At 70.1% G+C, this 24,068-nt stretch carries 20 protein-coding genes; 14 read left to right on the top strand and 6 right to left on the bottom strand.

The window, feature by feature from the left end; translation table 11 throughout:
• Positions 1–47: 47 nt before the first annotated feature.
• A complete protein-coding gene (locus AB0I51_RS32070) occupies positions 48–890 on the bottom strand; it encodes a glutamate ABC transporter substrate-binding protein (RefSeq protein WP_362981188.1) in 843 nt (280 codons plus the stop codon).
• Positions 891–1,088: 198 nt separating this feature from the next.
• A complete protein-coding gene (locus AB0I51_RS32075) occupies positions 1,089–1,865 on the bottom strand; it encodes an amino acid ABC transporter ATP-binding protein (protein WP_362981190.1) in 777 nt (258 codons plus the stop codon).
• A 290-nt stretch (positions 1,866–2,155) separates the two neighbouring features.
• Between AB0I51_RS32075 and AB0I51_RS32080 the strand changes: the two genes are divergently transcribed.
• Together AB0I51_RS32080 and AB0I51_RS32085 are read left to right on the top strand one after the other, a co-directional pair.
• Positions 2,156–2,842, top strand: coding sequence for a response regulator transcription factor (locus tag AB0I51_RS32080; protein WP_362981192.1), 687 nt, complete (start codon positions 2,156–2,158; stop codon positions 2,840–2,842).
• 9 nt (positions 2,843–2,851) lie between these two features.
• A complete protein-coding gene (locus AB0I51_RS32085) occupies positions 2,852–4,264 on the top strand; it encodes a HAMP domain-containing sensor histidine kinase (protein ID WP_362981193.1) in 1,413 nt (470 codons plus the stop codon).
• Positions 4,265–4,289: 25 nt separating this feature from the next.
• On the opposite strand, the gene AB0I51_RS32090 is transcribed toward AB0I51_RS32085, so the two are convergent.
• Positions 4,290–5,288 (bottom strand): TAXI family TRAP transporter solute-binding subunit, encoded by a 999-nt coding sequence (locus tag AB0I51_RS32090; RefSeq protein WP_362981195.1) that lies wholly within the window; start codon positions 5,286–5,288, stop codon positions 4,290–4,292.
• 88 nt (positions 5,289–5,376) lie between these two features.
• On the opposite strand from AB0I51_RS32090, the gene AB0I51_RS32095 reads away from it, so the two are divergent.
• From AB0I51_RS32095 to AB0I51_RS32105, 3 genes are all read left to right on the top strand, one after another.
• Complete coding sequence (locus AB0I51_RS32095) at positions 5,377–5,814, top strand: MazG nucleotide pyrophosphohydrolase domain-containing protein (RefSeq protein WP_362981197.1); 438 nt, start codon at positions 5,377–5,379, stop codon at positions 5,812–5,814.
• A gap of 63 nt (positions 5,815–5,877) precedes the next feature.
• Positions 5,878–7,395, top strand: coding sequence for a tRNA (N6-isopentenyl adenosine(37)-C2)-methylthiotransferase MiaB (gene miaB / locus AB0I51_RS32100; protein WP_362981199.1), 1,518 nt, complete (start codon positions 5,878–5,880; stop codon positions 7,393–7,395).
• Positions 7,396–7,521: 126 nt separating this feature from the next.
• Positions 7,522–8,235, top strand: coding sequence for a class III extradiol dioxygenase subunit B-like domain-containing protein (locus AB0I51_RS32105; RefSeq protein ID WP_362981201.1), 714 nt, complete (start codon positions 7,522–7,524; stop codon positions 8,233–8,235).
• A 97-nt stretch (positions 8,236–8,332) separates the two neighbouring features.
• On the opposite strand, the gene AB0I51_RS32110 is transcribed toward AB0I51_RS32105, so the two are convergent.
• Positions 8,333–8,623, bottom strand: coding sequence for an antitoxin (locus AB0I51_RS32110; RefSeq protein WP_362981203.1), 291 nt, complete (start codon positions 8,621–8,623; stop codon positions 8,333–8,335).
• 23 nt (positions 8,624–8,646) lie between these two features.
• Positions 8,647–8,916 (bottom strand): hypothetical protein, encoded by a 270-nt coding sequence (locus AB0I51_RS32115; RefSeq protein ID WP_362981205.1) that lies wholly within the window; start codon positions 8,914–8,916, stop codon positions 8,647–8,649.
• A 182-nt stretch (positions 8,917–9,098) separates the two neighbouring features.
• Here AB0I51_RS32115 and miaA point away from each other — a divergent pair, with 182 nt between their 5' ends.
• The 6 genes from miaA to hflX all read left to right on the top strand — a co-directional run bounded on the left by miaA (position 9,099) and on the right by hflX (position 17,311).
• Positions 9,099–10,037, top strand: a complete 939-nt coding sequence (gene miaA / locus AB0I51_RS32120) for a tRNA (adenosine(37)-N6)-dimethylallyltransferase MiaA (protein WP_362981207.1) — start codon at positions 9,099–9,101, stop codon at positions 10,035–10,037.
• A gap of 108 nt (positions 10,038–10,145) precedes the next feature.
• A complete protein-coding gene (locus tag AB0I51_RS32125) occupies positions 10,146–10,646 on the top strand; it encodes a hypothetical protein (protein ID WP_362981342.1) in 501 nt (166 codons plus the stop codon).
• Between the two features lie 104 nt (positions 10,647–10,750).
• Positions 10,751–11,620 (top strand): diaminopimelate epimerase, encoded by an 870-nt coding sequence (dapF, locus tag AB0I51_RS32130; RefSeq protein WP_362981209.1) that lies wholly within the window; start codon positions 10,751–10,753, stop codon positions 11,618–11,620.
• Between the two features lie 283 nt (positions 11,621–11,903).
• Positions 11,904–14,048 (top strand): HD domain-containing protein, encoded by a 2,145-nt coding sequence (locus tag AB0I51_RS32135; protein ID WP_362981211.1) that lies wholly within the window; start codon positions 11,904–11,906, stop codon positions 14,046–14,048.
• Positions 14,049–14,206: 158 nt separating this feature from the next.
• Entirely contained in the window at positions 14,207–15,694 is a 1,488-nt protein-coding gene (locus AB0I51_RS32140; protein WP_362981213.1) for a M1 family metallopeptidase, read from the top strand.
• Between the two features lie 123 nt (positions 15,695–15,817).
• Positions 15,818–17,311, top strand: coding sequence for a GTPase HflX (gene hflX, locus AB0I51_RS32145; RefSeq protein ID WP_362981215.1), 1,494 nt, complete (start codon positions 15,818–15,820; stop codon positions 17,309–17,311).
• A gap of 68 nt (positions 17,312–17,379) precedes the next feature.
• On the opposite strand, the gene AB0I51_RS32150 is transcribed toward hflX, so the two are convergent.
• Positions 17,380–18,609 (bottom strand): hypothetical protein, encoded by a 1,230-nt coding sequence (locus AB0I51_RS32150; protein ID WP_362981218.1) that lies wholly within the window; start codon positions 18,607–18,609, stop codon positions 17,380–17,382.
• Positions 18,610–19,003: 394 nt separating this feature from the next.
• Here AB0I51_RS32150 and AB0I51_RS32155 point away from each other — a divergent pair, with 394 nt between their 5' ends.
• The 3 genes from AB0I51_RS32155 (at position 19,004) to AB0I51_RS32165 (ending at position 24,049) form a co-directional block, all read left to right on the top strand.
• The gene (locus AB0I51_RS32155) at positions 19,004–21,019 is read left to right on the top strand and encodes an IucA/IucC family protein (protein ID WP_362981220.1); all 2,016 of its coding nucleotides are present in this window, start codon (positions 19,004–19,006) and stop codon (positions 21,017–21,019) included.
• 155 nt (positions 21,020–21,174) lie between these two features.
• On the top strand, positions 21,175–21,846 hold the full coding sequence (locus AB0I51_RS32160; RefSeq protein WP_362981344.1) for a GNAT family N-acetyltransferase: 672 nt from the start codon (positions 21,175–21,177) through the stop codon (positions 21,844–21,846).
• A 214-nt stretch (positions 21,847–22,060) separates the two neighbouring features.
• On the top strand, positions 22,061–24,049 hold the full coding sequence (locus AB0I51_RS32165) for an ATP-dependent DNA helicase (RefSeq protein ID WP_362981222.1): 1,989 nt from the start codon (positions 22,061–22,063) through the stop codon (positions 24,047–24,049).
• The last annotated feature ends 19 nt before the right edge of the window (positions 24,050–24,068 follow it).

Genomic DNA, 24,068 nt, shown 5'->3' on the forward strand with positions numbered 1-24,068 from the left:
TCCCGCGCTTCCGGGTATGGGGCCTGCCTTACGGGCGATTTCCAGGGTTACTTGACGATGTCGCCGATCTTCGGGGCGGGCTCGTTCTTGTACCCGGCCGGGCCGAAGTTCTTGGTGACCGCCGTCTGCCAGGCGCCGCTGCTGACCATCTTCTCCAGCGCGGTGTTGATCTTGGTGACGGTCGCAGAGTCGCCCTTCTTGACGCCGATGCCGTAGTTCTCGTTGCTGAGCTTGAGGCCGGCGAGCTTGAACTGACCCTTGTACTTGTCCTGCGAGGCGAAGCCCGCGAGGATCGAGTCGTCGGTGGTCACCGCGTCCACGGCGCCGCTCTGCAGGCCCGCGATGCACTCCGAGTAGCCGCTGTACTCACGGAGGTTGGCCTTAGGGGCGATCGTGTCGTGGATGTTCTGCGCCGAGGTCGAACCGGTCACGGAACACAGCTTCTTGCCGTTGAGGTCCGTGCCCTTGGCGATCGTCGAGTCCTTCTTGACCAGCAGGTCCTGGTGGGCCAGCAGGTAGGGGCCGGCGAAGTCGACCTTCTGCTTGCGCTCGTCGTTGATGGAGTACGAGGCCGCGATGAACTTGACGTCACCGCGCGCCAGGGCGTTCTCGCGGTCGGCGCTCTTGGTCTCGACCCACTCGATCTGGGTGGGCTTGTAGCCGAGCTGCCCGGCCACATAGGTCGCCACGTCCACGTCGAAACCGGCGAAGCTCCCGTCCGGCTGCTTCAGGCCGAGGCCCGGCTGATCGAACTTGATGCCGACCTTGATCTTGCCGCCGCCCCCGGAACCCGAACCGGAGTCGTCCTTGTCGCTGCTCCCGCAGGCCGTCGCGGCGAGCGAGAGGACGAGCGCGGTGGCTGCGACGGCGGTGACCTTGCGAAGCTTCATGATGAACATCCTTTGGCTGGTGGGGAGATGAGGGCCCGTCAGGGCGCGGGACGGTGGCTCTGAGGGCGTGCGGGATCGCAGCGGCAGTCGGCGGCCGCCCGTCGTCGACGGGCCGTCAGCGGCCGGCTGTCGGCCTTCTTCGGTGCTCTTGGGTTCTGCCGTTGTTCTTCGGTGCTCTTGGGCGTTCTCGGGTGGTCGTCAGTGGTGCAGGATCTTCGACAGGAAGTCCTTGGCCCGGTCGCTGCGCGGGTTGCTGAAGAACTGGTCGGGCACGGCCTCTTCGACGATGCGGCCGTCGGCCATGAACACCACGCGGTTGGCCGCCGAACGCGCGAAGCCCATCTCATGGGTGACGACGATCATCGTCATCCCGTCCCGGGCCAGCTGCTGCATGACCTCCAGGACCTCGTTGATCATCTCCGGGTCGAGTGCCGAGGTGGGCTCGTCGAAGAGCATCACCTTGGGGTCCATGGCCAGCGCCCGCGCGATGGCGACCCGCTGTTGCTGACCGCCGGACAGCTGCGCCGGGTACTTGTCCGCCTGGGTGGCCACGCCGACCCTGTCGAGGAGTGCCCGGGCCTTCTCCTCGGCCTGCTTCTTGTCGGCCCTGCGGACCTTGACCTGGCCCAGCATCACGTTCTCGAGCACCGTCTTGTGCGCGAAGAGGTTGAAGGACTGGAAGACCATCCCGACGTCGGCACGCAGCCGGGCCAGCTCCCTGCCCTCCTGGGGCAACGGCTTGCCGTCGATCGCGATGGCACCCGAGTCGATCGTCTCCAGGCGGTTGATGGTGCGGCACAGCGTGGACTTTCCGGACCCGGAGGGGCCGATCACCACGACGACCTCACCGCGGGCGATCGACAGATCGATGTCCTGGAGTACGTGCAACGCGCCGAAGTGCTTGTTGACGCTCTTCAGGACGACCAGTTCGCCCGTCGGGACCGCGTCTTCCTTGGCCACCGATACCTTGGTCATCGCTTGCTGGCTCCGTCCTCGTCGGTTGCGGAGGACAGTAGTGAGGCCTTACGAACAGCGTCATCACATCTGAGCGAGATCTGAGCATCACGATCGGATAGCAATCGGGACACGTGCCGTAGCACTTGTCGCGAGGAGGTGTACCGGCTGCGTAACGGAAAACCGCGCGCAACCGGAACCCCCTTGACGGCGTCTTCGTCCATCAGCGTGACTGCCTGGGTGCACGCGCGCGTGAGACGTGCTTTCGTACAGGCCGAGACCATACGAACGATGAACCGGAGGGGGCCGGGATGAGACTGCTCCTCGTCGAGGACGACAACCATGTCGCCGCCGCTCTGTCCGCGGTCCTGGCGCGGCACGGCTTCGACGTCACCCATGCCCGCAGCGGCGAGGAGGCCCTCCAGGCGCTCGTCCCCGAGGGCGATGTCTTCGGCGTCGTTCTCCTCGACCTCGGTCTGCCCGATCAGGACGGCTACGAGGTCTGCGGCAAGATCCGCAAGCGCACCAGCACTCCGGTGATCATGGTGACCGCGCGGTCCGACGTGCGTTCCCGCATCCACGGCCTCAACCTCGGAGCCGACGACTACGTGGTGAAGCCGTACGACACCGGGGAGCTGCTGGCCCGCATCCACGCCGTCAGCCGGCGCAGCGTCCACGAGGACGTGACCGGGGGCGGCGACACCGCGCTGCGGCTCGGCCCGGTGCGCATCGAACTGCCCACCCGCCAGGTCAGCGTGGACGGTTCGGTCGTCCAACTGACCCGCAAGGAGTTCGACCTGCTGGCACTGCTGGCACAGCGTCCCGGGGTGGTCTTCCGGCGGGAGCAGATCATCAGCGAGGTGTGGCGCACCAGTTGGGAGGGCACGGGACGCACCCTGGAGGTACATGTCGCGTCCCTGCGCGCCAAGCTGCGGATGCCCGCGCTGATCGAGACCGTACGAGGCGTCGGCTACCGGCTCGTCGCCCCGGCCGCGTAGCGGGCCCGGGTGCGCACACGTCTCCTCCCGCTGCTCATCGTCCTGATGGCGGCCGTTCTGCTCGCCCTCGGCGTTCCGCTTGCCATCAGCGTCGCCGCGGCCCAGCAGCAGAAGGTGATCGTCGACCGTATCGACGACACCGCGCGGTTCGCCGCGCTCGCCCAGTTCGTCACCGACACGCCCACGGGCAGCCGCCCCGCAGACATGGTCCCGGACGAACGCCAGCAGACCCTGGACCGCGAACTCGCCAGCTACTACGAGGTCTACGGCATCCGCGCGGGCGTCTTCTACCGCACCGACACCTCCATGGCGAACGCACCGGACGACTTCCTGCTCCCCAAGACCGGCGAGGTCCGTGACGCCTTCGACGAGGCCCTGCTCAGCCGCCGCAGCCACGACCCGGAACAGGTCTGGCCCTGGCAGCGCCACCGCCTGGTCGTCGCCTCGCCGGTCATCCGGGACGGCGACGTCATCGCGGTCGTCGTCACCGACTCGCCCACCGGGCCGATGCGTTCACGGACCCTGCGCGGCTGGCTGACGATCGGCGCGGGGGAGATCGGCGCCATGCTGCTGGCCGTCGGCGCGGCTCTACGGCTGACCGGTTGGGTCCTGCGGCCCGTGCGTGTGCTCGACGCCACCACCCACGACATCGCCACCGGACGCCTCAAGTCCCGGGTCGCCGCGGCCGGCGGGCCGCCGGAACTCCAGCGCCTGGCCCGTTCGTTCAACGAGATGGCGGACAACGTCGAGGACGTGCTGGAGCAGCAGCGCGCCTTCGTCGCCGACGCCTCGCACCAGTTGCGCAACCCGCTCTCGGCGCTGCTGCTGCGCATCGAACTGCTCGCGCTCGAACTGCCGGAGGACAACGACGAGATCGCCTCGGTCCGCACCGAGGGCAAACGCCTGACCCAGGTCCTGGACGACCTGCTCGACCTGGCCCTGGCCGAACACGCGGAAGCGGACCTCAGGATCACCGACATCGGGGCGCTGACCGCCGAGCGCGTCGCCTCCTGGTCCCCGACCGCCGAGGCCAAGGGCGTGCGCCTGGTGGGCAGTTGTCCGCCCACCACCGCCTGGGCCGACCCGGTCACGCTCTCCAGCGCCCTGGACGCGGTGATCGACAACGCGGTGAAGTTCACGCCCGAGGACCAGTGCGTCGAGGTGACGGTCGCGTCGAACGGCGAGACCTCCACCGTCGTCGTCACGGACCAGGGCCCGGGCCTCACCGACGAAGAACTCGCCCGCGTCGGCGACCGCTTCTGGCGCAGCGGCCGGCACCAGAACATCAAGGGCTCCGGCCTCGGCCTGTCCATCTCCCAGGTCCTGCTGGCCGCGGGCGGTGGCTCCCTGACGTACGACCACCACGAGCCGCACGGGCTCAAGGTGACCGTGTCGGTGCCCAGGAGCGGGCCGACGGCCTGAGCGGGCGCCAACGGCCCCTCTGCGCCTACGGTTTGACGGAGCGGTAGTAGCGCCGGGCGCCCTCGTGCAGGACCAGGGGGTCGGTGTAGATCGCCGTGCGCAGGTCCACCAGCTGAGCGGAATGCACATGCGCGCCGATGCCGTCCCGGCTCTTGATCACGGTCTTGGTGATCCACTCGGTGAGTCTGGGGTTCAGGTCCTTGCGGGTCATCAGCAGGTTGGAGACGGCGATGGTGGGCACCGTGGATCCCCGCTGGATGTCGGGGTAGGCCGACTCCGGCATGTTGGTGGCGCGGTAGTAGCGGGTGGCGTCGCCCTGCTCGTGCATCTTCGCCACGAGGGTGGCCTCTATCGGCACGAACCGGAACGCGTAGTGGGCGGCCAGGTCCTTCAGGCCGTCCGTCGGGAGCCCGCCGGACCAGAAGAAGGCGTCGAGCTTGCCCCGCTTGAGCAGGTCCGGTCCGGTGTCGATGCCGGCAGCCACCGGCTTGACGCCCTTCTCCGGGTCGATGCCGGCCGCCGTGAGCACCCGGTTCGCGATCAGGCGCACACCCGAGCGGTCCGGCCCTATGGCCACCCGCTTGTTCCGCAGATCGGCGACCGAGTTGATGTCCGAGTCGCGCGGGACGATGAGCTGGACGTAGTCGTCGTAGAGCCGCGCGATCCCACGCAGCCCGGCGGCACCCGGCTTGCCGTCCTCCTCGTACGTCTCCACCGCGTCGGCCGCGGCGATGGTGAAGTCGGCGTGACCGGTCGCCACACGCGCGACGTTCTCCTGCGACCCGGCGCTGTTCACCAGCTTCACCGTGAGGCCCGGCATGTCCTTGTCGAGCTCGGCGCGCAGCAGCTTGCCGTACTCCTGGTAGACCCCGAGCGGTGTCCCGGTGCTGAAGGTGATCGTCCCGGTCGGCGGCTCGTCCCCCAGTGGCAGCAGCCACCACAGCAGCAGCCCGAACACGACGAAGCCGGCCGCCGCGCCCGTCAGGGCCCGGCGCCTGCTGATACGGGAGAACACCTTGAGCATGCGCGCGATCCTGCCAGCCCTTGAGCGGTACTGACCAGGGCCGGGCTCGCGGGCCGGTGGTGTCAGTGGCGGCCGTTAGGGTCGTGGCATGAGTTCTTCGCCCGCCGACCTGGTCCGCGAATTCCACCTCGCCTTCGGGCTCGACGCCCGCAGCACACCCACCGAGGTCGCCCCCGACCTCGCCGCCCACCGCGGCGAGCTGCTCGCCGAGGAGGCCGCGGAGGTCGCCGAGGTCTCGGTGAACGGCCCCCTCGACCGACTGGCGCACGAACTGGCCGACGTCGTCTATGTCGCGTACGGCACGGCCCTCGTCCACGGCATAGACCTCGACGCGGTGATCGCCGAGGTCCACCGCTCCAACATGACCAAGATCGGCCCGGACGGCGAGATCGCCCGCCGGGCCGACGGCAAGGTCCTCAAGGGCGAGCACTACGAGACGCCGGATGTGCCGGGGGTGCTGCGCAGACAGGGGTGGAGCGGCGGTCGGCCCGCCGGAACTCCGGATTCCGGCCGTAGCTCCGAGTGACCTGAGCCACGGCGGTTCTCAGCCGCAGAAAGAGTCACTCCCGGCACCGCCTACCCTTGTCGCATGAGCAGCGGTGACCGGAGCGAGGCAGTGGACGTCAAAACGTACGAAGTGCGCACCTACGGGTGCCAGATGAACGTCCATGATTCCGAGCGGCTCTCCGGGCTCCTGGAGGGCGCCGGTTACGTCCGCGCACCCGAAGGGTCGGACGGCGACGCCGACGTCGTCGTCTTCAACACCTGCGCGGTGCGCGAGAACGCCGACAACCGGCTCTACGGCAACCTCGGCCGCCTCGCCCCGATGAAGACCAAGCGCCCCGGGATGCAGATCGCCGTCGGCGGCTGCCTCGCCCAGAAGGACCGCGACACCATCGTGAAGAAGGCGCCCTGGGTGGACGTCGTCTTCGGCACGCACAACATCGGCAAGCTGCCCGTCCTGCTGGAACGCGCACGCGTCCAGGAAGAGGCGCAGGTCGAGATCGCGGAGTCCCTGGAGGCATTCCCCTCGACGCTGCCGACCCGGCGCGAGAGTGCCTACGCGGCCTGGGTGTCGATCTCCGTCGGCTGCAACAACACGTGCACCTTCTGCATCGTCCCGGCGCTGCGCGGCAAGGAGAAGGACCGCCGCACCGGCGACATCCTCGCCGAGATCGACGCCCTGGTCGCCGAGGGCGTCTCCGAGATCACCCTGCTCGGCCAGAACGTCAACGCGTACGGCTCCGACATCGGCGACCGCGAGGCCTTCAGCAAGCTGCTGCGTGCCTGCGGGACCATCGACGGCCTGGAGCGGGTTCGCTTCACGTCCCCGCACCCGCGTGACTTCACCGACGACGTCATCGCCGCGATGGCCGAGACGCCGAACGTGATGCCGCAGCTGCACATGCCCATGCAGTCCGGCTCGGACGTGATCCTCAAGGCCATGCGGCGCTCCTACCGTCAGGAGCGCTACCTGGGGATCATCGACAAGGTCCGCGCGGCCATCCCGCACGCCGCCATCACCACGGACATCATCGTGGGCTTCCCCGGGGAGACCGAGGAGGACTTCGAGCAGACGATGCACGCGGTCCGCGAGGCCCGCTTCGCGCAAGCGTTTACGTTCCAGTACTCCAAGCGGCCCGGCACTCCGGCCGCGACCATGGAGAACCAGATCCCCAAGGAGGTCGTCCAGGAGCGCTACATGCGTCTGGTCGCCCTCCAGGAGGAGATCTCCTGGGACGAGAACAAGAAGCAGGTCGGCCGCACCCTGGAGCTGATGGTCGCCGAGGGCGAGGGCCGCAAGGACGGCGCCACCCACCGCCTCTCCGGACGTGCCCCCGACAACCGCCTCGTCCACTTCACCGAGCCGGACCAGGAGGTCCGCCCCGGTGACGTGGTGACGGTCGAGATCACCTACGCCGCCCCGCACCACCTCCTCGCCGAGGGCCCCACCCTGAACGTGCGTTCCACGCGCGCGGGCGACGCCTGGGAGAAGCGGAACGCGGCCGAGGCCGCCAAGCCGGCCGGCGTGATGCTGGGCCTCCCGAAGATCGGCGCCCCCGCGCCGCTGCCGGTCGCCACGGGGAGCGGCTGCGGCTGCGACTGACGGGGCGGCTGTCCAGCGATGGTGAGAGGCCGGGGGCGAGGCTGAGGCGTGCGGGTGGGACTCGCGTCCCGGTGCCGGACGGCGTGGCCGGCTGGACCGCCGGTGCTCCTTGTTAGTGTTCCGGCCATGCTCGTAGCCGCCGCCGTCTGCCCCTGCCCCCCGCTTCTCGTCCCCGATGTCGCCGCCGGTGCCGCCTCCGAGATGGACGCCGCGCGTGCCGCGTGCACCGATGCGCTCGGGGTGCTCGCCGCCGCCCGGCCGGACCGTCTGGTGGTCGTCGGGCCCGCCGGGCAGAGCGGGCGCGGGCCGCATCCCGAAGGCACCCGGGGGTCGTTCCGCGGTTTCGGAGTGGACCTCGACGTACGGCTCGGGAGGGACGGGGCCGCCGTGTCGGAGCGGTCGCTTCCCCCCTCGCTCGCCGTCGCCGCGTGGCTGCTGGAGCGGACCGGGTGGTCCGACGCCCCGATCGAGGGGCTCGGTGTGGGGGAACCTCTCGCGGCCGAGCGGTGTATCCAAGCCGGGAGGGACATCGTCGCGCGGGCCGAGCGGGTGGCCCTGCTGGTGATGGGCGACGCGAGCGCGTGCCGGACGCTGAAGGCGCCGGGCTATCTCGACGAGCGCGCGGCACCCTTCGACGCCGAGATCGCGCGTGCGCTGGGAGCGGCGGACGTGTCCGCCCTCAAGGCGCTGGACGCCGAGCTGGCGTACGAGCTGAAGGCCTCCGGCCGTGCCCCCTGGCAGGTCCTCGCGGGCGCGGCGGAGGGCGCGGACCTCGACGGCGCGCTGCTGTACGAGGACGCACCGTACGGCGTCGGATACGTGGTCGCGACCTGGTCGTAGGCGCGGTGCGGCCCTGAACGTGGTGCAGCCGCGAAACGGCGGACGGCCGGGGAGCCAGCGCTCCGCGGCCGTCCGCCGATCGGTGTGCGGGTGCCGGTCAGGTGGCTGGCGGGGGCGAGTCCGGCGGTGTGGTCGTGCCGCCGCGCTCCGTCCCCGTGCTTCCCGCGCTCCCCGTGTCGTCCTTGTGCGCGAGTCGGTCCATGGCGTCCTTGGCCTTGCCCGTGCCCGTCTGGATCTTGTCGCTGTACTTGCCCTTGGTCTTCTCGTCGACCATCTTCGCGGCCTTGTCGAGGCCGCTCCCGATCTTGCCTCCGTGCTGCTGTGCGAGGCCCGAGACCTTGTCCTTCGCCGGGGCGAGTTTGGCCTTGAAACTGTCCATCAGACCCATGGTTCACCTTCCACGCGGGGTGGTTACGTGCGGGCGCCTTCACCGGCCCCGTTGTCGGCGGCCACTTCGGCGGACTGCTGCTTGGGGATCTCGACTCCGTCCGCGGCCCCGACGGCCTCCGTCGCCGTCGTCTCCACCGCTTCCTGGGCGTCTGCCCCCGCCTCGGTCTCCGACACCTCGTCCGCCACTTCGGCCGTGAGGTCCTCGGCCGTCTCCGCGCCGGCCTGCGTGTCGGCGGTCGACGCGTCCTCCGTGGCCTTCGACCTCCGAAGAAGTCGGTCAAAAACGCCCATATCAACTCCATACGTTACTCGTGCGGGCGAAATCCCGCGTAGCCCGGTGCGTCCGTTTGCGTCACCCGGGGCGCCGCCTCCAGAAACCGGCGGCGGGACATCTCGCAACGGGCAACGACTCCGCACGAGTGCCGTCACGTAACTCGTTCGAGGCGGGGTCCGGTGTTTGGGAGACTGTGAACGTGAGCAGCGCACCCCCCGCCCCCCGAGTCATCGCCGTCGTCGGACCGACTGCGGCCGGAAAGTCCGATCTGGGCGTCTTCCTGGCCCAGCGTCTAGGTGGCGAGGTCGTCAACGCCGACTCCATGCAGCTCTACCGAGGGATGGACATCGGCACCGCCAAGCTGACGCCCGAGGAGCGCGGCGGCATCCCGCACCACCTCCTGGACATCTGGGACGTGACCGTCACGGCGTCCGTCGCCGAGTACCAGCGCCTCGCCCGCGAGCACATCGACGCCCTGCTCGCCGCGGGCCGCTGGCCGATCCTGGTCGGCGGCTCCGGGCTGTACGTGCGCGGGGCCGTCGACAACCTGGAGTTCCCCGGCACCGACCCCGAGGTCCGGGCCCGCCTGGAGGAGGACCTCGCACTGCGCGGCTCCGGAGCCCTGCACGCCCGCCTGGCCGCCGCCGACCCCGAGGCCGCGCACGCGATCCTGCCCAGCAACGGCCGCCGTATCGTCCGCGCCCTGGAGGTCATCGAGATCACCGGCAAACCCTTCACGGCCAACCTCCCGGGCCACGACTCGGTCTACGACACCGTCCAGATCGGCGTCGACGTGGCCCGCCCCGAACTCGACGAGCGCATCGCGCGTCGGGTCGACCGGATGTGGGGCGCGGGGCTCGTCGACGAAGTGCGGGAGCTGGAGGCGCGGGGCCTGCGCGAGGGGGTCACCGCGTCCCGCGCGCTCGGCTATCAGCAGGTGCTCGCGGCGCTCGCGGGGGAGTGCACGGAACAGGAGGCGCGCGCGGAGACCGTGCGGGCCACCAAGCGCTTCGCGCGCCGCCAGGATTCGTGGTTCAGACGCGATCCCCGGGTGCACTGGTTGAGTGGGGCTGCGGCCGATCTCACAGAACTTCCGCACCTGGCACTGGCGTTGGTCGAACGACCGGTCACAGCCTGATCACGTCATGGCATCGGGACGCTCCGGCCGCCGTTGCGGCCTCCGGGGGCGTGCCATCATCGAGCTTCGATCGACCAAGTGGAGTCCGAGTTGGGAGGGCGCGTGGCGATGGAGGCCGGCCCTCGCGACACCGCAGAAGGCGCTGAGCAGGTCACCGCGGACCGTGGTGAACCGGAAGAGGTCGACGGCCGACTGAGCCCGGACGGCCCGGACGAGATCCAGGGCGGCGTGACCGCCGACGGTCCCGGGCCCGACGAGATGTACGCGGGACCCGAGGTCGAGGTCGAGCTGCGCCCGCAGCGTCGCCTGCGCATCTGGCAGCTCGCCCCCATCGTGGCCCTGGCCGCCGTCGGCTCCCTGATGTTCGCCTTCCCGCTCGCCTTCGACTTCGGCGACAGCGGGGCCGTGATCGCCATGCTGGGCCTGCTCATCTGCTCCTGTGCGGCCGGCTGGGGCATGACCGCGGCCCGCCGCGTCGGCCACACCTGGCCCGGCTTCCCGCAGCGCGGCTCGGGTCGCCGCCTGGACTGGCGGGTCGTCATCGCCTACGCCCTGCTGGTGGCCGTGGTCGTGGTGCTCGCCGTGTGGCGCGTGGCCAGGCTCCGCTAGCCGCCGACGTCGGTCGCAGCAGTCGGGGAGGTCGGTCGCGTCGGCCGTCGAGGTCGGTCACAACTGGTCGCCGGGATGTCGTAGCCACCCCGTACGATCGAGGAATGAGCACGCGGATCGCCTTCCTCAAGGGGCACGGCACCGAGAACGACTTCGTGATCGTCCCGGACCCCGAGAACGTCATCGACCTGTCCCCGGCCGCCGTGGCCGCCCTGTGCGACCGCCGCGCGGGCATCGGCGGCGACGGACTGCTGCATGTCGTGCGGTCCGCCGCGCACCCCGAGGCACGGGACATGGCGGCCGAGGCGGAGTGGTTCATGGACTACCGCAACGGCGACGGCTCGGTCTCCGAGATGTGCGGCAACGGAGTGCGTGTGTTCGCGCGCTATCTCCAGCGCGCCGGACATGTGGCCGCAGGGGACATCACGGTCGCCACGCGCGGGGGAGTCAAAACCGTTCACCTCGCCAAGGACGGTGACGTCACGGTCGGCATGGGCAAGGCGCTTCTCCCCGAAGGGGACGTCACGGTGAGCGTCGGCGAGCGCAGCTGGCCCGCGCGGAACGTGAACATGGGCAACCCGCACGCGGTCGCCTTCGTCGACGACCTCGCGCACGCGGGTGACCTGTACTCCCCGCCCCCCTTCAGCCCGGCCGGCGCCTACCCGGAGGGCGTGAACGTCGAGTTCGTGGTCGACCGGGGCCCCGGCCATGTGGCCATGCGGGTGCACGAGCGCGGCGCGGGCGAGACCCGGTCGTGCGGCACGGGCGCGTGCGCGGTCGCCGTGGCCGCCGCCCGGCGCGACGGCGCCGACCCCGCGGTCACCGGAACGCGGGCGACCTACACCGTCGACGTACCCGGGGGAACGCTGGTGATCACCGAGTGGCCCGACGGCAGGATCGAGATGACCGGTCCCGCGGTGATCGTCGCCGAGGGCGAGATCGATGCCGAGTGGCTGGAAAACGCCATCCGCTGAACGGGTGATTCGCAGCCCCGGCCGCCCCTGAGGCACTGATCCGAAGTCTCCGGCGGCCGGGTCGGCCGGAAAGCACGGCCGACCCGGGAGCGTGTGGCGCAAAACCGTAAACCTCCCGACCTTCGCTCGAATGGGTGATCCGTTTCACGCTCGGCGAGAGGCGGTCAGTCGCACGTGGTGGGCTCGGTAGCATCAAGCACCGGCCCGGACGGGGGATCGAAGATCCCCTGAGCCGAGTACGCCATGGGGCACCCGTCCGCCGGTCAAGCAGCCGGAGGTGCCCATGAGTGCGGAGGCAACGAACCCTGCGAGCCCAGGCCCTGTGACCAACACAGCGCCCCGCAGGAAGGCCCGCCCCCGGATCGACCTGCGTCGGCTCGGCCGGGCCGCCCTGCTCGGTCCCACCGCCCGCGACCGGCTGCCCGACGCGATCGGCCATGTCGCCGAGGCGCATCGCGCCCACCACCCCGACGCCGACCTCGAACCGCTGCGCCGCGCCTGGGTCCTGGCCGAGTCCTCGCACCGCGGCCAGATGCGCAAGAGCGGCGAGCCGTACATCACGCACCCCCTCGCCGTGACCCTGATCCTCGCCGAACTCGGCGCCGAGACCACGACGTTGACGGCCTCTCTGCTCCACGACACCGTCGAGGACACGGAGGTGACGCTTGATCAGGTCGGCGAGGAGTTCGGCGCCGAGGTGCGCTATCTCGTCGACGGCGTAACGAAGTTGGAGAAGGTCGACTACGGCGCCGCGGCCGAGCCCGAGACCTTCCGCAAGATGCTCGTCGCCACCGGCAGCGACGTCCGCGTGATGTCGATCAAACTCGCCGACCGCCTGCACAACATGCGCACCCTGGGTGTGATGCGCCCCGAGAAGCAGGCCCGTATCGCCAAGGTCACCCGGGACGTCCTCATCCCGCTCGCCGAACGGCTCGGCGTCCAGGCTCTCAAGACCGAACTGGAAGACCTCGTCTTCGCGATCCTCCACCCCGAGGAGTACGACCACACACGCGAGTTGATCGTCGACAACGCCTCCCGCGCGGACGACCCGCTCGCCGAGGTCACCGACGAGGTGCGCACCGTCCTGCGTGACGCCGACATCCAGGCCGAAGTCCTCATCAGGCCACGGCACTTCGTCTCCGTGCACCGCGTCGCCCGCAAGCGCGGCAGGCTGCGCGGCGCCGACTTCGGCCGCCTCCTGGTGCTCGTCAACGAGGACGCGGACTGTTACGGCGTCCTCGGCGAACTGCACACCTGCCTGAAGCCCGTCGTCTCGGAGTTCAAGGACTTCATCGCCGTACCGAAGTTCAACCTGTACCAGTCGCTGCACACCGCAGTCGCCCACACGGACGGCCAGGTCGTCGAAGTCCTCATCCGCACCCACCAGATGCACAAGGTCGCCGAGGCCGGCGTCATCGCGCTCGGCAATCCCTACGCTCCTCCTTCGGAGGAGCAGCAGGCCGCAGCCGACGGGGAGCGCGCCGACCCCACCCGGCCCGGCTGGCTCTCCCGTCTCCTGGACTGGCAGGAGGGCGCGCCCGACCCCGACACCTTCTGGTCGACGCTCCGCGAGGACCTCGCCCAGGACCGCGAGATCACCGTGTTCCGGCCCGACGGCGGCACGCTGGGCCTGCCCGACGGCGCGACCTGTGTGGACGCCGCGTACGCGCAGTACGGCGAGGACGCCCACGCCTGCATCGGCGCCCGCGTCAACGGCCGCCTGGCGACCCTCAGCACCGTTCTGCGGGACGGCGACACCGTCCAGCCCCTCATGGGCCAGGACCCGGCCTCCGAGCCCTCCAGGGAGTGGCTGGAGCACGCGCACACGCCCGCCGCCCGGATCGCCATCCAGCGGTGGCTCGCGGCGCACCCGGGCAGCGGGGACGGAGAGGGCGCCGAGGCGAACGCGGCGGACCGGGGCACGCAGACCGTGCGATCGGCGCCCCCCGCCGCCGAAGACGCCCCCACCAGCAACCCCGCCACCCCTGTCGTCGACCAGCCCGGCGCGACCGTACGGCTCGCCGGCTGCTGCACGCCCGTACCGCCCGACGAGGTCACCGGATTCTCGGTGCGCGGCGGGGTCGTGACCGTCCACCGCGTCGAGTGCAGCGCGGTGGCGCACATGAAGAGCGTGGGGCGCGCGGAGGTCGGTGTGCGCTGGGGCGACACCACCGAGTGCCGGGTCACGCTGGTAGCCGAATCGTTCGGCCGCCCCCATCTGCTGGCCGACCTCACCGAGGCCATGGCCCTGGAGGGCGCCGAGATCGTCTCGGCGACGGTCGAACCCCCGAGCCAGCAGCGCGTCCGCCACACCTACACCCTCCAACTTCCGGACGCCGCCCACCTCCCGGCCCTCATGCGGGCGATGCGCAATGTGCCGGGCGTCTACGACGTGAGCCGGGCGCAGCACCACACGACGGCCTTCTGAGCCCGGTTCAGGACCGCGCGCCCGCGGCCTCTCGGGGCACGCGCCCGCTTGCGCGCTCCGGCGTGCCCGGCGCTCCGTGGGCCCCCGGAAGACCTCGTTCGAGTGGGACGGGCGCGAGTCGTCGACGTGCGGTACGCGCGCGCTGGTAGCGGTGGTCCATGCTGCTCACCCCCCGCACCGCCACCCCTGGGGCCGGTACCAGGGCTCCCCGACGGCTGAAGGCGGCCCTGTTCGCCTCCGCCGTGTCCGTCTGCCTCGTCGCCGCGAGCGCTCCGCCCACGCCCCTGGGCGTCGGGGACCGCCTCTTCCCGGACCTGGGCAACCCGGGCTACGACGTGGCGTCGTACGACCTCTCCTTCACCTATCCCGGCACCAACAGCAAGCCGCTCCAGGCCGTCACCACCATCGACGCGTGGACCACGGAGTCCCTGGACCGGATCAACCTCGACTTCGCGCACGGCACCGTGGACTCGGTCGAGGTCGACGGGCGGCCGGCCGCCTTCGCCAGTGCCGGCGAGGATCTCGTGGTGACGCCCGAGGAGCCGCTGGCCCAGGGCAGTTGGACACGGATCACCGTGCGGCACACCAGCGACCCCGTCTCCGTCAAGGGCCAGGACGGCGGATGGGTGCGCACCAAGGACGGCCTCGCGATGGCCAACCAGGCCGATGCCGCGCACCTGGTGTTCCCGTGCAACGACCATCCCTCGGACAAGGCGATGTTCACCATCCGGGTCACCGCGCCCAACGCCTACACGGCCGTCGCCAACGGACTGCCGGCCGGCGTCGACAAGGACGGCGCGAACACCACCTGGACGTACCGCACCCAGCACCCCATGGCCACCGAACTCGCCCAGGTGTCCGTCGGCCGCTCCGCCGTACTGCACCGCACCGGGCCGCACGACCTGCCGATGCGCGACGTCGTGCCCGCCGCGGACGCCAAGCAGCTCGAACCGTGGCTCAAGAAGACCCCCGACCAGATCGCCTGGATGGAGAGCAAGGTCGGCCGCTACCCCTTCGAGACGTACGGGCTGCTCATGGCGGACGCGTCCACCGGCTTCGAACTCGAGACCCAGACGATCTCTCTCTTCGAGAGAGATCTCTTCACCGAACCCGCCTACCCCAAGTGGTACGTCGAGTCGATCATGGTGCACGAGCTGTCGCACCAGTGGTTCGGCGACAGCGTCAGCCCCCGCGCCTGGTCCGACCTGTGGCTCAACGAGGGCCACGCCACCTGGTACGAGGAGCTGTATGCGGAGGAGAAGGCCGACAGGCCCATGGAGACGCGGATGAAGGCCGCCTATGGCGCCTCCGACGGCTGGCGAGCGGCCGGCGGACCGCCCGCGCTCCCCAAGGCACCCGCGCCCGGCCACAAGATCAGCATCTTCCGCCCCAACGTCTACGACGGCGCCGCCCTGGTCCTCTACGCCCTGCGCCAGGAGATCGGCCGTCCCGCCTTCGAGCGCCTGGAGCGCACCTGGGTGAGCGTCCACCGGGACGGCACGGCCACCACCGCCGACTTCGAGGACCTCGCCTCCGCGATCTCCGGCCGCGACCTGAGCGACTTCTTCAAGGCCTGGCTCTACGGCGCGAAGACCCCGCCGATGCCCGGTCACCCGGACTGGGTGTCGCAGGCACCCGTGAAATAAGGCCGTGACGGGGCGATCCGTGCCGTGCGACCATCATCGCGTCGGCGGCGCGGTTCACCGGGAATCTCCGGGGGCACTCGCACGTTGAGACAGTTGCAGGACTCCCATCGACGTAAGGACCCAATGACCTCCTCTTCTTCCCCTTCCCAGGACACTGAGCGCTTCGCGCACACCTACCCCGAAGGTCTTCGGGCCGATGCCCTGATGGAAGAGGACGTCGCCTGGAGCCACGAGATCGACGGAGACCGGGACGGCGACCAGTTCGACCGCTCCGAGCGCGCGGCCCTGCGTCGTGTCGCGGGCCTCTCCACAGAGCTTGAGGACGTCACCGAGGTCGAGTATCGGCAGCTGCGCCTGGAGCGCGTTGTACTCGTCGGCGTCTGGACCACGGGAACGGCGCAGGACGCGGACAACTCCCTCGCCGAGCTGGCCGCCCTCGCGGAGACCGCGGGCGCGCTCGTGCTCGACGGTGTAGTCCAGCGTCGCGACAAGCCGGACGCGGCCACGTACATCGGTTCGGGCAAGGCCAACGAACTGCGGGACATCGTGCTGGAGACCGGTGCCGACACCGTCATCTGCGACGGTGAGCTGAGCCCGGGCCAGCTGATCCACCTCGAAGACGTCGTCAAGGTCAAGGTCATCGACCGTACGGCCCTGATCCTCGACATCTTCGCCCAGCACGCCAAGTCCCGGGAGGGCAAGGCACAGGTCGCGCTCGCGCAGATGCAGTACATGCTGCCGAGGCTCCGCGGCTGGGGTCAGTCGCTGTCCCGTCAGATGGGCGGCGGCTCGGGCGGCGGCCTCGCCACCCGTGGTCCCGGTGAGACCAAGATCGAGACGGACCGGCGTCGTATCCGCGAGAAGATGGCGAAGATGCGCCGGGAGATCGCGGACATGAAGACGGGCCGCGACATCAAGCGCCAGGAGCGCCGTCGCCACAAGGTGCCCTCGGTCGCGATCGCCGGCTACACCAACGCCGGCAAGTCGTCCCTGCTCAACCGCCTCACGGGCGCGGGCGTCCTGGTCGAGAACGCGCTGTTCGCGACCCTCGACCCGACCGTACGCCGGGCCGAGACCCCGGGCGGACGGCTCTACACGCTGGTCGACACGGTCGGATTCGTCCGGCACCTGCCGCACCACCTGGTCGAGGCCTTCCGCTCCACGATGGAGGAGGTCGGCGACGCCGATCTGATCCTGCACGTGGTGGACGGTTCGCACCCGGTCCCGGAGGAGCAGCTGGCCGCCGTACGCGAGGTGATCCGGGATGTCGGCGCCACCAAGGTGCCCGAGATCGTCGTGATCAACAAGGCGGACGCGGCGGACCCGTTGACGCTGCAGCGGCTGATGCGGAACGAGAAGCGGTCCATCGCCGTCTCGGCCCGCACCGGCCAGGGCATGGACGAACTGCTCGCGCTCATCGACGCCGAACTGCCGCGCCCCTCGGTCGAGATCGAGGCGCTCGTGCCGTACACCCACGGCAAGCTGGTCGCCCGCGCCCACTCCGAGGGCGAGGTGATCTCCGAGGAGCACACCCCGGAGGGCACCCAGCTCAAGCTGCGGGTGCACGAGGAACTGGCGGCGGAGCTCGCGCCGTACGTACCGGCACCGCTGGCCTGACGGCCGTAGCACAGCACGTCCTGAGGCTCGCCCCGGAATCACCTACCTGGGGCGAGCCTCGGCCGTGTCTACTGCCCGGCGAACTTCTTGCTGACCGAGTCGTACACACCCTTGGCCACATCGCCCAGCCGCGGACCCGCCAGCCAACCCGAAGTCACCGGGCCGATCGAGGTGTTGGACACCAGCGACGGCTTGCCGTCGGAGCCCGTCTCCACCCAGCCGCCACCGGACGAACCGCCGGTCATGCTGCAGCCGATGCGGTACATCGTCGGGTCCGAGGCGTTGATCGACAGCCGCCCCGGCTTGTCCGCGCACTGGTACAGCGTCGAACCGTCGTACGGCTTCGCCGCGGGGTAACCAGTCGCCGTGATGCTCGACACCTTCGGCACGGCCGGCGCGTCGAAGTTCACCGGCAGCGCCGAACCGACCGTCTCCTCAAGGGACTTGCCCCCACCGCCCTTCTCGGGCGTCACATGGATCACGGCGTAGTCGTACGACGAACCCTGCCCGCCCGTCTCCCCGCCCTGGTCGATCCACTGCTGCGAGGTCTGCGCCCAGTCGGCCCACCAGACACCGTACGGAGCGACCTGGTCCCGGGTGGCCGTCTCCAACTGGGCCGTCTTCATACCCGAGTTGTTGTACGACGGCACGAATGCGAGGTTGCGGTACCAGCCGCCCTTCTTGCCGGCGTGCACACAATGGCCCGCCGTCCACACCAGGTTGGACTTGCCCGGGTGCGCCGGGTCCTCCACGACCGTAGCCGAGCACACCATCGTGCCTTCGGGGGAGTCGAAGAACACCTTGCCCGCCGTCGCCGCGTTGGCGTGGTACGTAGGCGACACGGCCTTCGCGTCCACCACCGCGGGCGTCGGGTCGGTCACGCCCTGGTCACCCGAGATGTCGTTGGTGTCGACACCCTTGTCCGGGTCGTTGGCATCGCGCATCCGGCCGGAACTCCACAGCCCCTTGATGATCGGGTTGATGTAGTCGTCGGCCTCGCGCAGCCAGTCGTCCCTGTTCCAGTTCTTCCAGGCGCCGTTCTTCCACTTGTCGATGTCGATCCCGTGCTCTTTGAGCTTGTTCTTGATGTCGTCCGGGATCTTGATCTTGCCGTCGCCGGTGTCACCACTGGTCGCCGACGCGGTGGACTGGCCGTCCGCCTTGGTGTCACCGGACCCACAGGCGGTCGCGGTGAGCGCGAGCGCCGAGGCGAGGGCAACGGCGGCCAGCACAGGGGTGGTTCCGCGACGTGCACCCCTCCCGCGCCGGGCGGTGAAGGACGGCCGTATCGATCGCATGGTCTTGACTCCCCCTGGAGTGAACGGATGGTGCGCCACGGCTGTGATCCCAGCCGGAACTCATGGTGAGTTCACGCCGAACTCACGCCCTTCGGGAACGGCATCACACACTATGCGCTCGCTGTGGGCGACTCCCGACGGAACGGCAACGGTTTCGCTACGGCAAGGATCTTGAAGCAACCCGTAACCCGTTGGTCGGTACGGGGGTTGGCAGCGACAGGGGCGGAGGGGGTCTGCTGTCGGTGCGTGGTCCGTTGTGCCCGTGGTGACGCGAGATCTCAACTCGCCCGACTCGCAATACCAGTTGCGGACGGCCCAGGACCAACGCCTGCCGGAGCCAAGGAGTGCGTCGCCACACGACTCCGGCTCCGAAACACCTCCCGAGGAACGAGCCTTGAACCCCACATCCACCCCTGACAGCCACTCCCACGAGCACGCCCTGGCCACGGCGTCGCCCGAGTCCGTTCCCCGGCAGCAGTCGCGCAGCCCGGAGACGAGTCGGCCCCGGGGCGCGGGCGCCGACCTCCTGGAGCATCCGGACCCCGGAACTGCCGCCCAGGCGGCGGCCGTTGAGAACCTGCTGCGCTGCTGGGTGCGCGAAACGAACCTCCCGGCCCCCGACGACGGCACCCTCCGCATCCCCCTCCCTGCCAGCGGTACGGCCCTCCACGCCCAGGTCCACTACTGGTCCCCGACGGGCTGGCACCGATTCGGCCTTCCGTACCTGTCCAACGCTCCCCACAGCGCGCCACCGGCCGACGCGGTGACGGTCGCGGCACTGCTCGCCAGGGAGACGGCCGCGCGCGATGCCGACTCCACACGGGAAGCCCCAGCGGCAGCTGCGACGACACCCGACACCGGCACCGATCTGGTGGCCCGCGTCGCCGACTCCCTCCGACGTACCGTCACCTTCATCACCGACCGCCGCACGCACCCGGCCGACGGCCCCGACCACTTCCTCTCCGCTGAGCAAGCACTGCTCCTCGGACACCCGCTCCACCCGACCCCGAAGAGTCGCGAGGGTCTCTCCGAGGCCGAAGTCCGGCTGTACTCACCGGAGTTGCGAGGCTCCTTCGCACTGCACTGGCTGGCCGTCGCCCCCTCCGTACTGGCCACCGACTCGGCCTGGACGGAACGCGGCCGGCCTGTCTCCGCCGCCCGGCTCACAGCCCGACTCGCCGGAACCGGGCTGCCGTTGCCGGACGGACACACGGCACTGCCCCTGCACCCCTGGCAGTGGCGCGAGATCCGGCACCGTGCCGACATCGCGGCCCTGCTCGACGCCGGGTTGATCCAGGACCTCGGTCCTTACGGCACCCCTTGGCAACCCACCTCCTCCGTGCGGACCGTCCACCAATCCGGCGCCCCCGCCATGCTCAAGCTCTCCCTGGGCCTCCGCATCACCAACTCCCGTCGTGAGAACCTCCGCAAAGAACTCCATCGCGGCGTAGAAGTGCACCGCCTGCTGCGCGGCGGGCTGTCCCAGCAGTGGCGGGCAGTCCACCCGGGCTTCGACATCGTCCGCGACCCGGCCTGGCTGGCCGTCGACGCGCCGGCGGACGGGTGCGATGCCGACCGTGGCCAAGGGAGTGCGGGGGATACCCGTGCACCCCTGGCCGGAATCGACGTGGTGATCCGGCACAACCCGTTCAGCCCGTCCGACGACGTCTCCTGCGTCGCCGGGCTCGTCTCACCCCGGCCGGGCACCGGGCGGAGCACCACCGTCGCTGGACCGCAGGCGCCTTCGCGGACCAGCCACTCCGGCCACTGCGCCTCCGGTGTGCCCCCGCTGCGGTCCCGGCTGGCCGAGGTCGTCACCGGCCTCGCCGAGCGGACCGGCCGGCCCCGTGAAGCAGTCGCCGCAGAGTGGTTCCTGCGCTACCTGGAGCAGGTCGTCCGCCCCGTGCTGTGGCTGGACGGCGAGGCAGGCATCGCCCTGGAGGCGCACCAGCAGAACACGCTGCTCCTGCTGGACGGTGCGGGCTGGCCCGCAGGGGGCCGCTACCGCGACAACCAGGGCTACTACTTCCGCGCATCCCGGCGCGCGGAACTCGACACCCGCCTGCCTGGCATCGGCGACCACAGCGACACCTTCGTCTCCGACGAGGTCACCGACGAACGCTTCGCCTACTACCTCGCGATCAACAACGTGCTCGGTCTCATCGGAGCGTTCGGCTCGCAAGGGCTCGCCGACGAACGGCTGTTGCTCTCCGCCTTCCGCCGCTTCCTCCGCGACGTGGCCTCCGGTCCCGCCCGGCTGCGCACCTCGCTGCCGGCCCGCCTGCTCGACTCACCCGTCCTGCGCTGCAAGGCCAACCTCCTGACCCGGCTGCACGGCCTCGACGAACTCATCGGCCCGGTCGACACCCAGTCCGTCTACGTCACCATCGCCAACCCCCTTCATTCTTGATCGCCACCAACTCCCTTGAGCTTCTGAGCCCAACCAACTCCTTTCGCCCCTGAGGAACATGACCCACCCCGTCTCCTGAGAGGAGCGTCACCGTGCGTCCCACCGATCCGAGCGCCGACACCGCGACATTCCCCGGTTCCACCTCGGGCACCTGTATCGGCCGGAGTTCCGGCACGGACGCCGAGGACACCCTCGATCTCCGTCTGCCCGAGGAGTTCCTCGCGCTCTGCGCCGAGGCGGACGCGGCCGACCGCGACGATCTTCTCGACCGTGTCGGCGACTGGGGGCGGATCCGCACCCCTGCGGGCCTCTTCCACCTTGTCCCCGTCCTTTGCCAGCGCGACCTCCCCCTCATCAGCGGCTGGATGAACGACCCTGCGGTCGCGGAATTCTGGGAGCTGGCCGGCCCCAGGACGCTCACCGAGCACCACCTGCGCGCCCAACTCACCGGCGACGGACGCAGCGTCCCCTGTCTCGGCGTGCTGGACGGCACGCCGATGAGCTACTGGGAGATCTACCGGGCGGACCTCGATCCCCTGGCCCGCCACTACCCCTCCCGACCTCACGACACCGGCATCCACCTGCTCATCGGCGAGGCCGCCGACCGAGGACGAGGGGTGGGCAGCACTCTCGTCCGGGCCGTCGCCGACCTCGTACTCGACAAGCGCCCTGCCTGTGCCCGCGTCGTCGCCGAACCGGACCTTCGCAACACCCCCTCCGTAGCCGCTTTCCTGAGCGCCGGTTTCCGGTTCTCCGCCGAAGTGGACCTGCCCGCCAAGCGGGCCGCCCTCATGGTCCGGGACCGTTCCGTACGCGATCTGCTGTAGCGCCATGTGGCGTCGCCATCACTTTTGGTACACCGCCCGGACCCGTCCGGTTCCACCTCACCCAAACCAATCCCCGACCGATCCGACTCGGACTCCATTCGATCCCCACCCGAACGAAAACCGCCCCCGACCGAAAGCCCACCGGTCCTGATCCACCCCCTCCCTCAGCCTTGATCGCCCGGTTGTCAGTCCCGCCCCGTAGGGTGGTCGCGCTATGACGAAGCCCTCACTCCCCGAACTCCTGCATGCTGCCGTCACTGCCGTCGGCGGTTCGGAGCGCCCCGGCCAGGTGACCATGGCCGAAGCCGTCGCGGAGGCGATCGACGACGGCTCCCATCTGCTGGTCCAGGCCGGCACCGGTACCGGAAAGTCGCTCGGCTACCTGGTACCCGCGCTCGCGCACGGGGAGCGTGTGGTCGTGGCGACCGCCACCCTCGCGCTCCAGCGTCAGCTGGTGGAGCGCGACCTGCCTCGCACGGTCGACGCACTGCATCCCCTGCTGCGCCGCCGCCCCCAGTTCGCGATGCTCAAGGGCAGGTCGAACTACCTGTGCCTGCACCGACTCCACGAGGGTGTGCCGCAGGACGAGGAGGAGGGCCTCTTCGACCAGTTCGAGGCGGCGGCACCCACCAGCAAGCTGGGCCAGGACCTGCTGCGGCTGCGCGACTGGACGGACGGGACCGAGACCGGCGACCGCGACGACCTCACGCCCGGAGTCTCAGACCGCGCGTGGGCGCAGGTGTCGGTGTCCTCCCGCGAGTGCCTGGGTGCCCAGAAGTGCGCCTACGGAGCGGAGTGTTTCGCCGAGGCGGCCCGCGAGCGCGCCAAGCTCGCCGATGTCGTTGTCACCAACCACGCGCTGCTCGCGATCGATGCGATCGAAGGCGCCCCCGTCCTCCCGCAGCACGAGGTGGTGATCGTCGACGAGGCCCATGAACTGGTCTCGCGGGTCACCGGAGTGGCCACCGGCGAGCTCACCCCGGGCCAGGTCAACCGCGCGGTGCGCCGGGCCGCGAAGCTGGTCAACGAGAAGGTCGCCGACCAGCTCCAGACCGCCGCGGAGGGCTTCGAGCGGCTCATGGAGCTCGCCCTGCCGGGCCGCCTGGAGGAGATCCCGGAAGACCTCGGCTATGCCCTCATGGCGCTGCGCGACGCCTGCCGAGCGGTGATCTCCGCGATCGGCGCCACCCGCGACAAGTCCGTGCAGGACGAGGACGCGGTCCGCAAACAGGCGCTGGCCTCCGTGGAGTCCGTGCACGACGTGTCGGAGCGGATCAGCAACGGCTCCGAGTGGGACGTCGTCTGGTACGAACGCCACGACCGCTTCGGCGCCTCACTGCGCGTCGCCCCCATGTCCGTGTCGGGCCTGCTGCGGGAGAAGCTCTTCGCGGACCGCTCGGTCACCCTGACCTCCGCGACGCTGAAGCTGGGCGGCGACTTCAACGGCGTAGGGGCCTCCCTGGGCCTCCCTCCCGAAGGCACGCCGGGCGACGACCTCCCGCAGTGGAAGGGCGTCGACGTGGGCTCGCCCTTCGACTATCCGAAGCAGGGCATCCTTTACGTTGCCAAACATCTCGCGCGCCCCGCGCGGGACGGCGATCGTGCCGACATGCTGGACGAGTTGACGGAGTTGATCCAGGCCGCGGGCGGTCGCACACTGGGCCTCTTCTCCTCGATGCGGGGTGCCCAACTCGCCGCAGAGGAGCTGCGTTCCCGTATCCCGGAGTACCCGATCCTGCTCCAGGGTGAGGAGACGCTCGGCGAGCTGATCAAGAACTTCGCGGCCGACCCGAAGACGTGTCTCTTCGGCACGCTGTCGCTCTGGCAGGGCGTCGATGTCCCCGGACCCAGCTGTCAGTTGGTCGTCATGGACAAGATCCCGTTCCCACGTCCCGACGACCCGTTGATGAGCGCCCGCCAGAAGGCGGTCGAGGACGCCGGGGGCAACGGGTTCATGGCGGTGGCCGCGACACACGCAGCGCTGCTCATGGCCCAGGGCGCCGGCCGTCTCGTCCGGGCGTCGGGAGACCGGGGCGTGGTCGCCGTACTGGATCAACGGCTGGCCACCGCCCGCTACGGCAGCTATCTCAAGGCGTCACTGCCCGACTTCTGGTACACCACGGACCGTAACCAGGCCCGGAGGTCGCTGGCCGCGATCGACGCGAAGGCGAAGCAGGAGGAAGCCGAGGCCGAATCGGACTGATTCGGGGCGGTGTCGGTCC

This window comes from Streptomyces sp. NPDC050549, assembly GCF_040655035.1.
GTDB lineage: Bacteria > Actinomycetota > Actinomycetes > Streptomycetales > Streptomycetaceae > Streptomyces.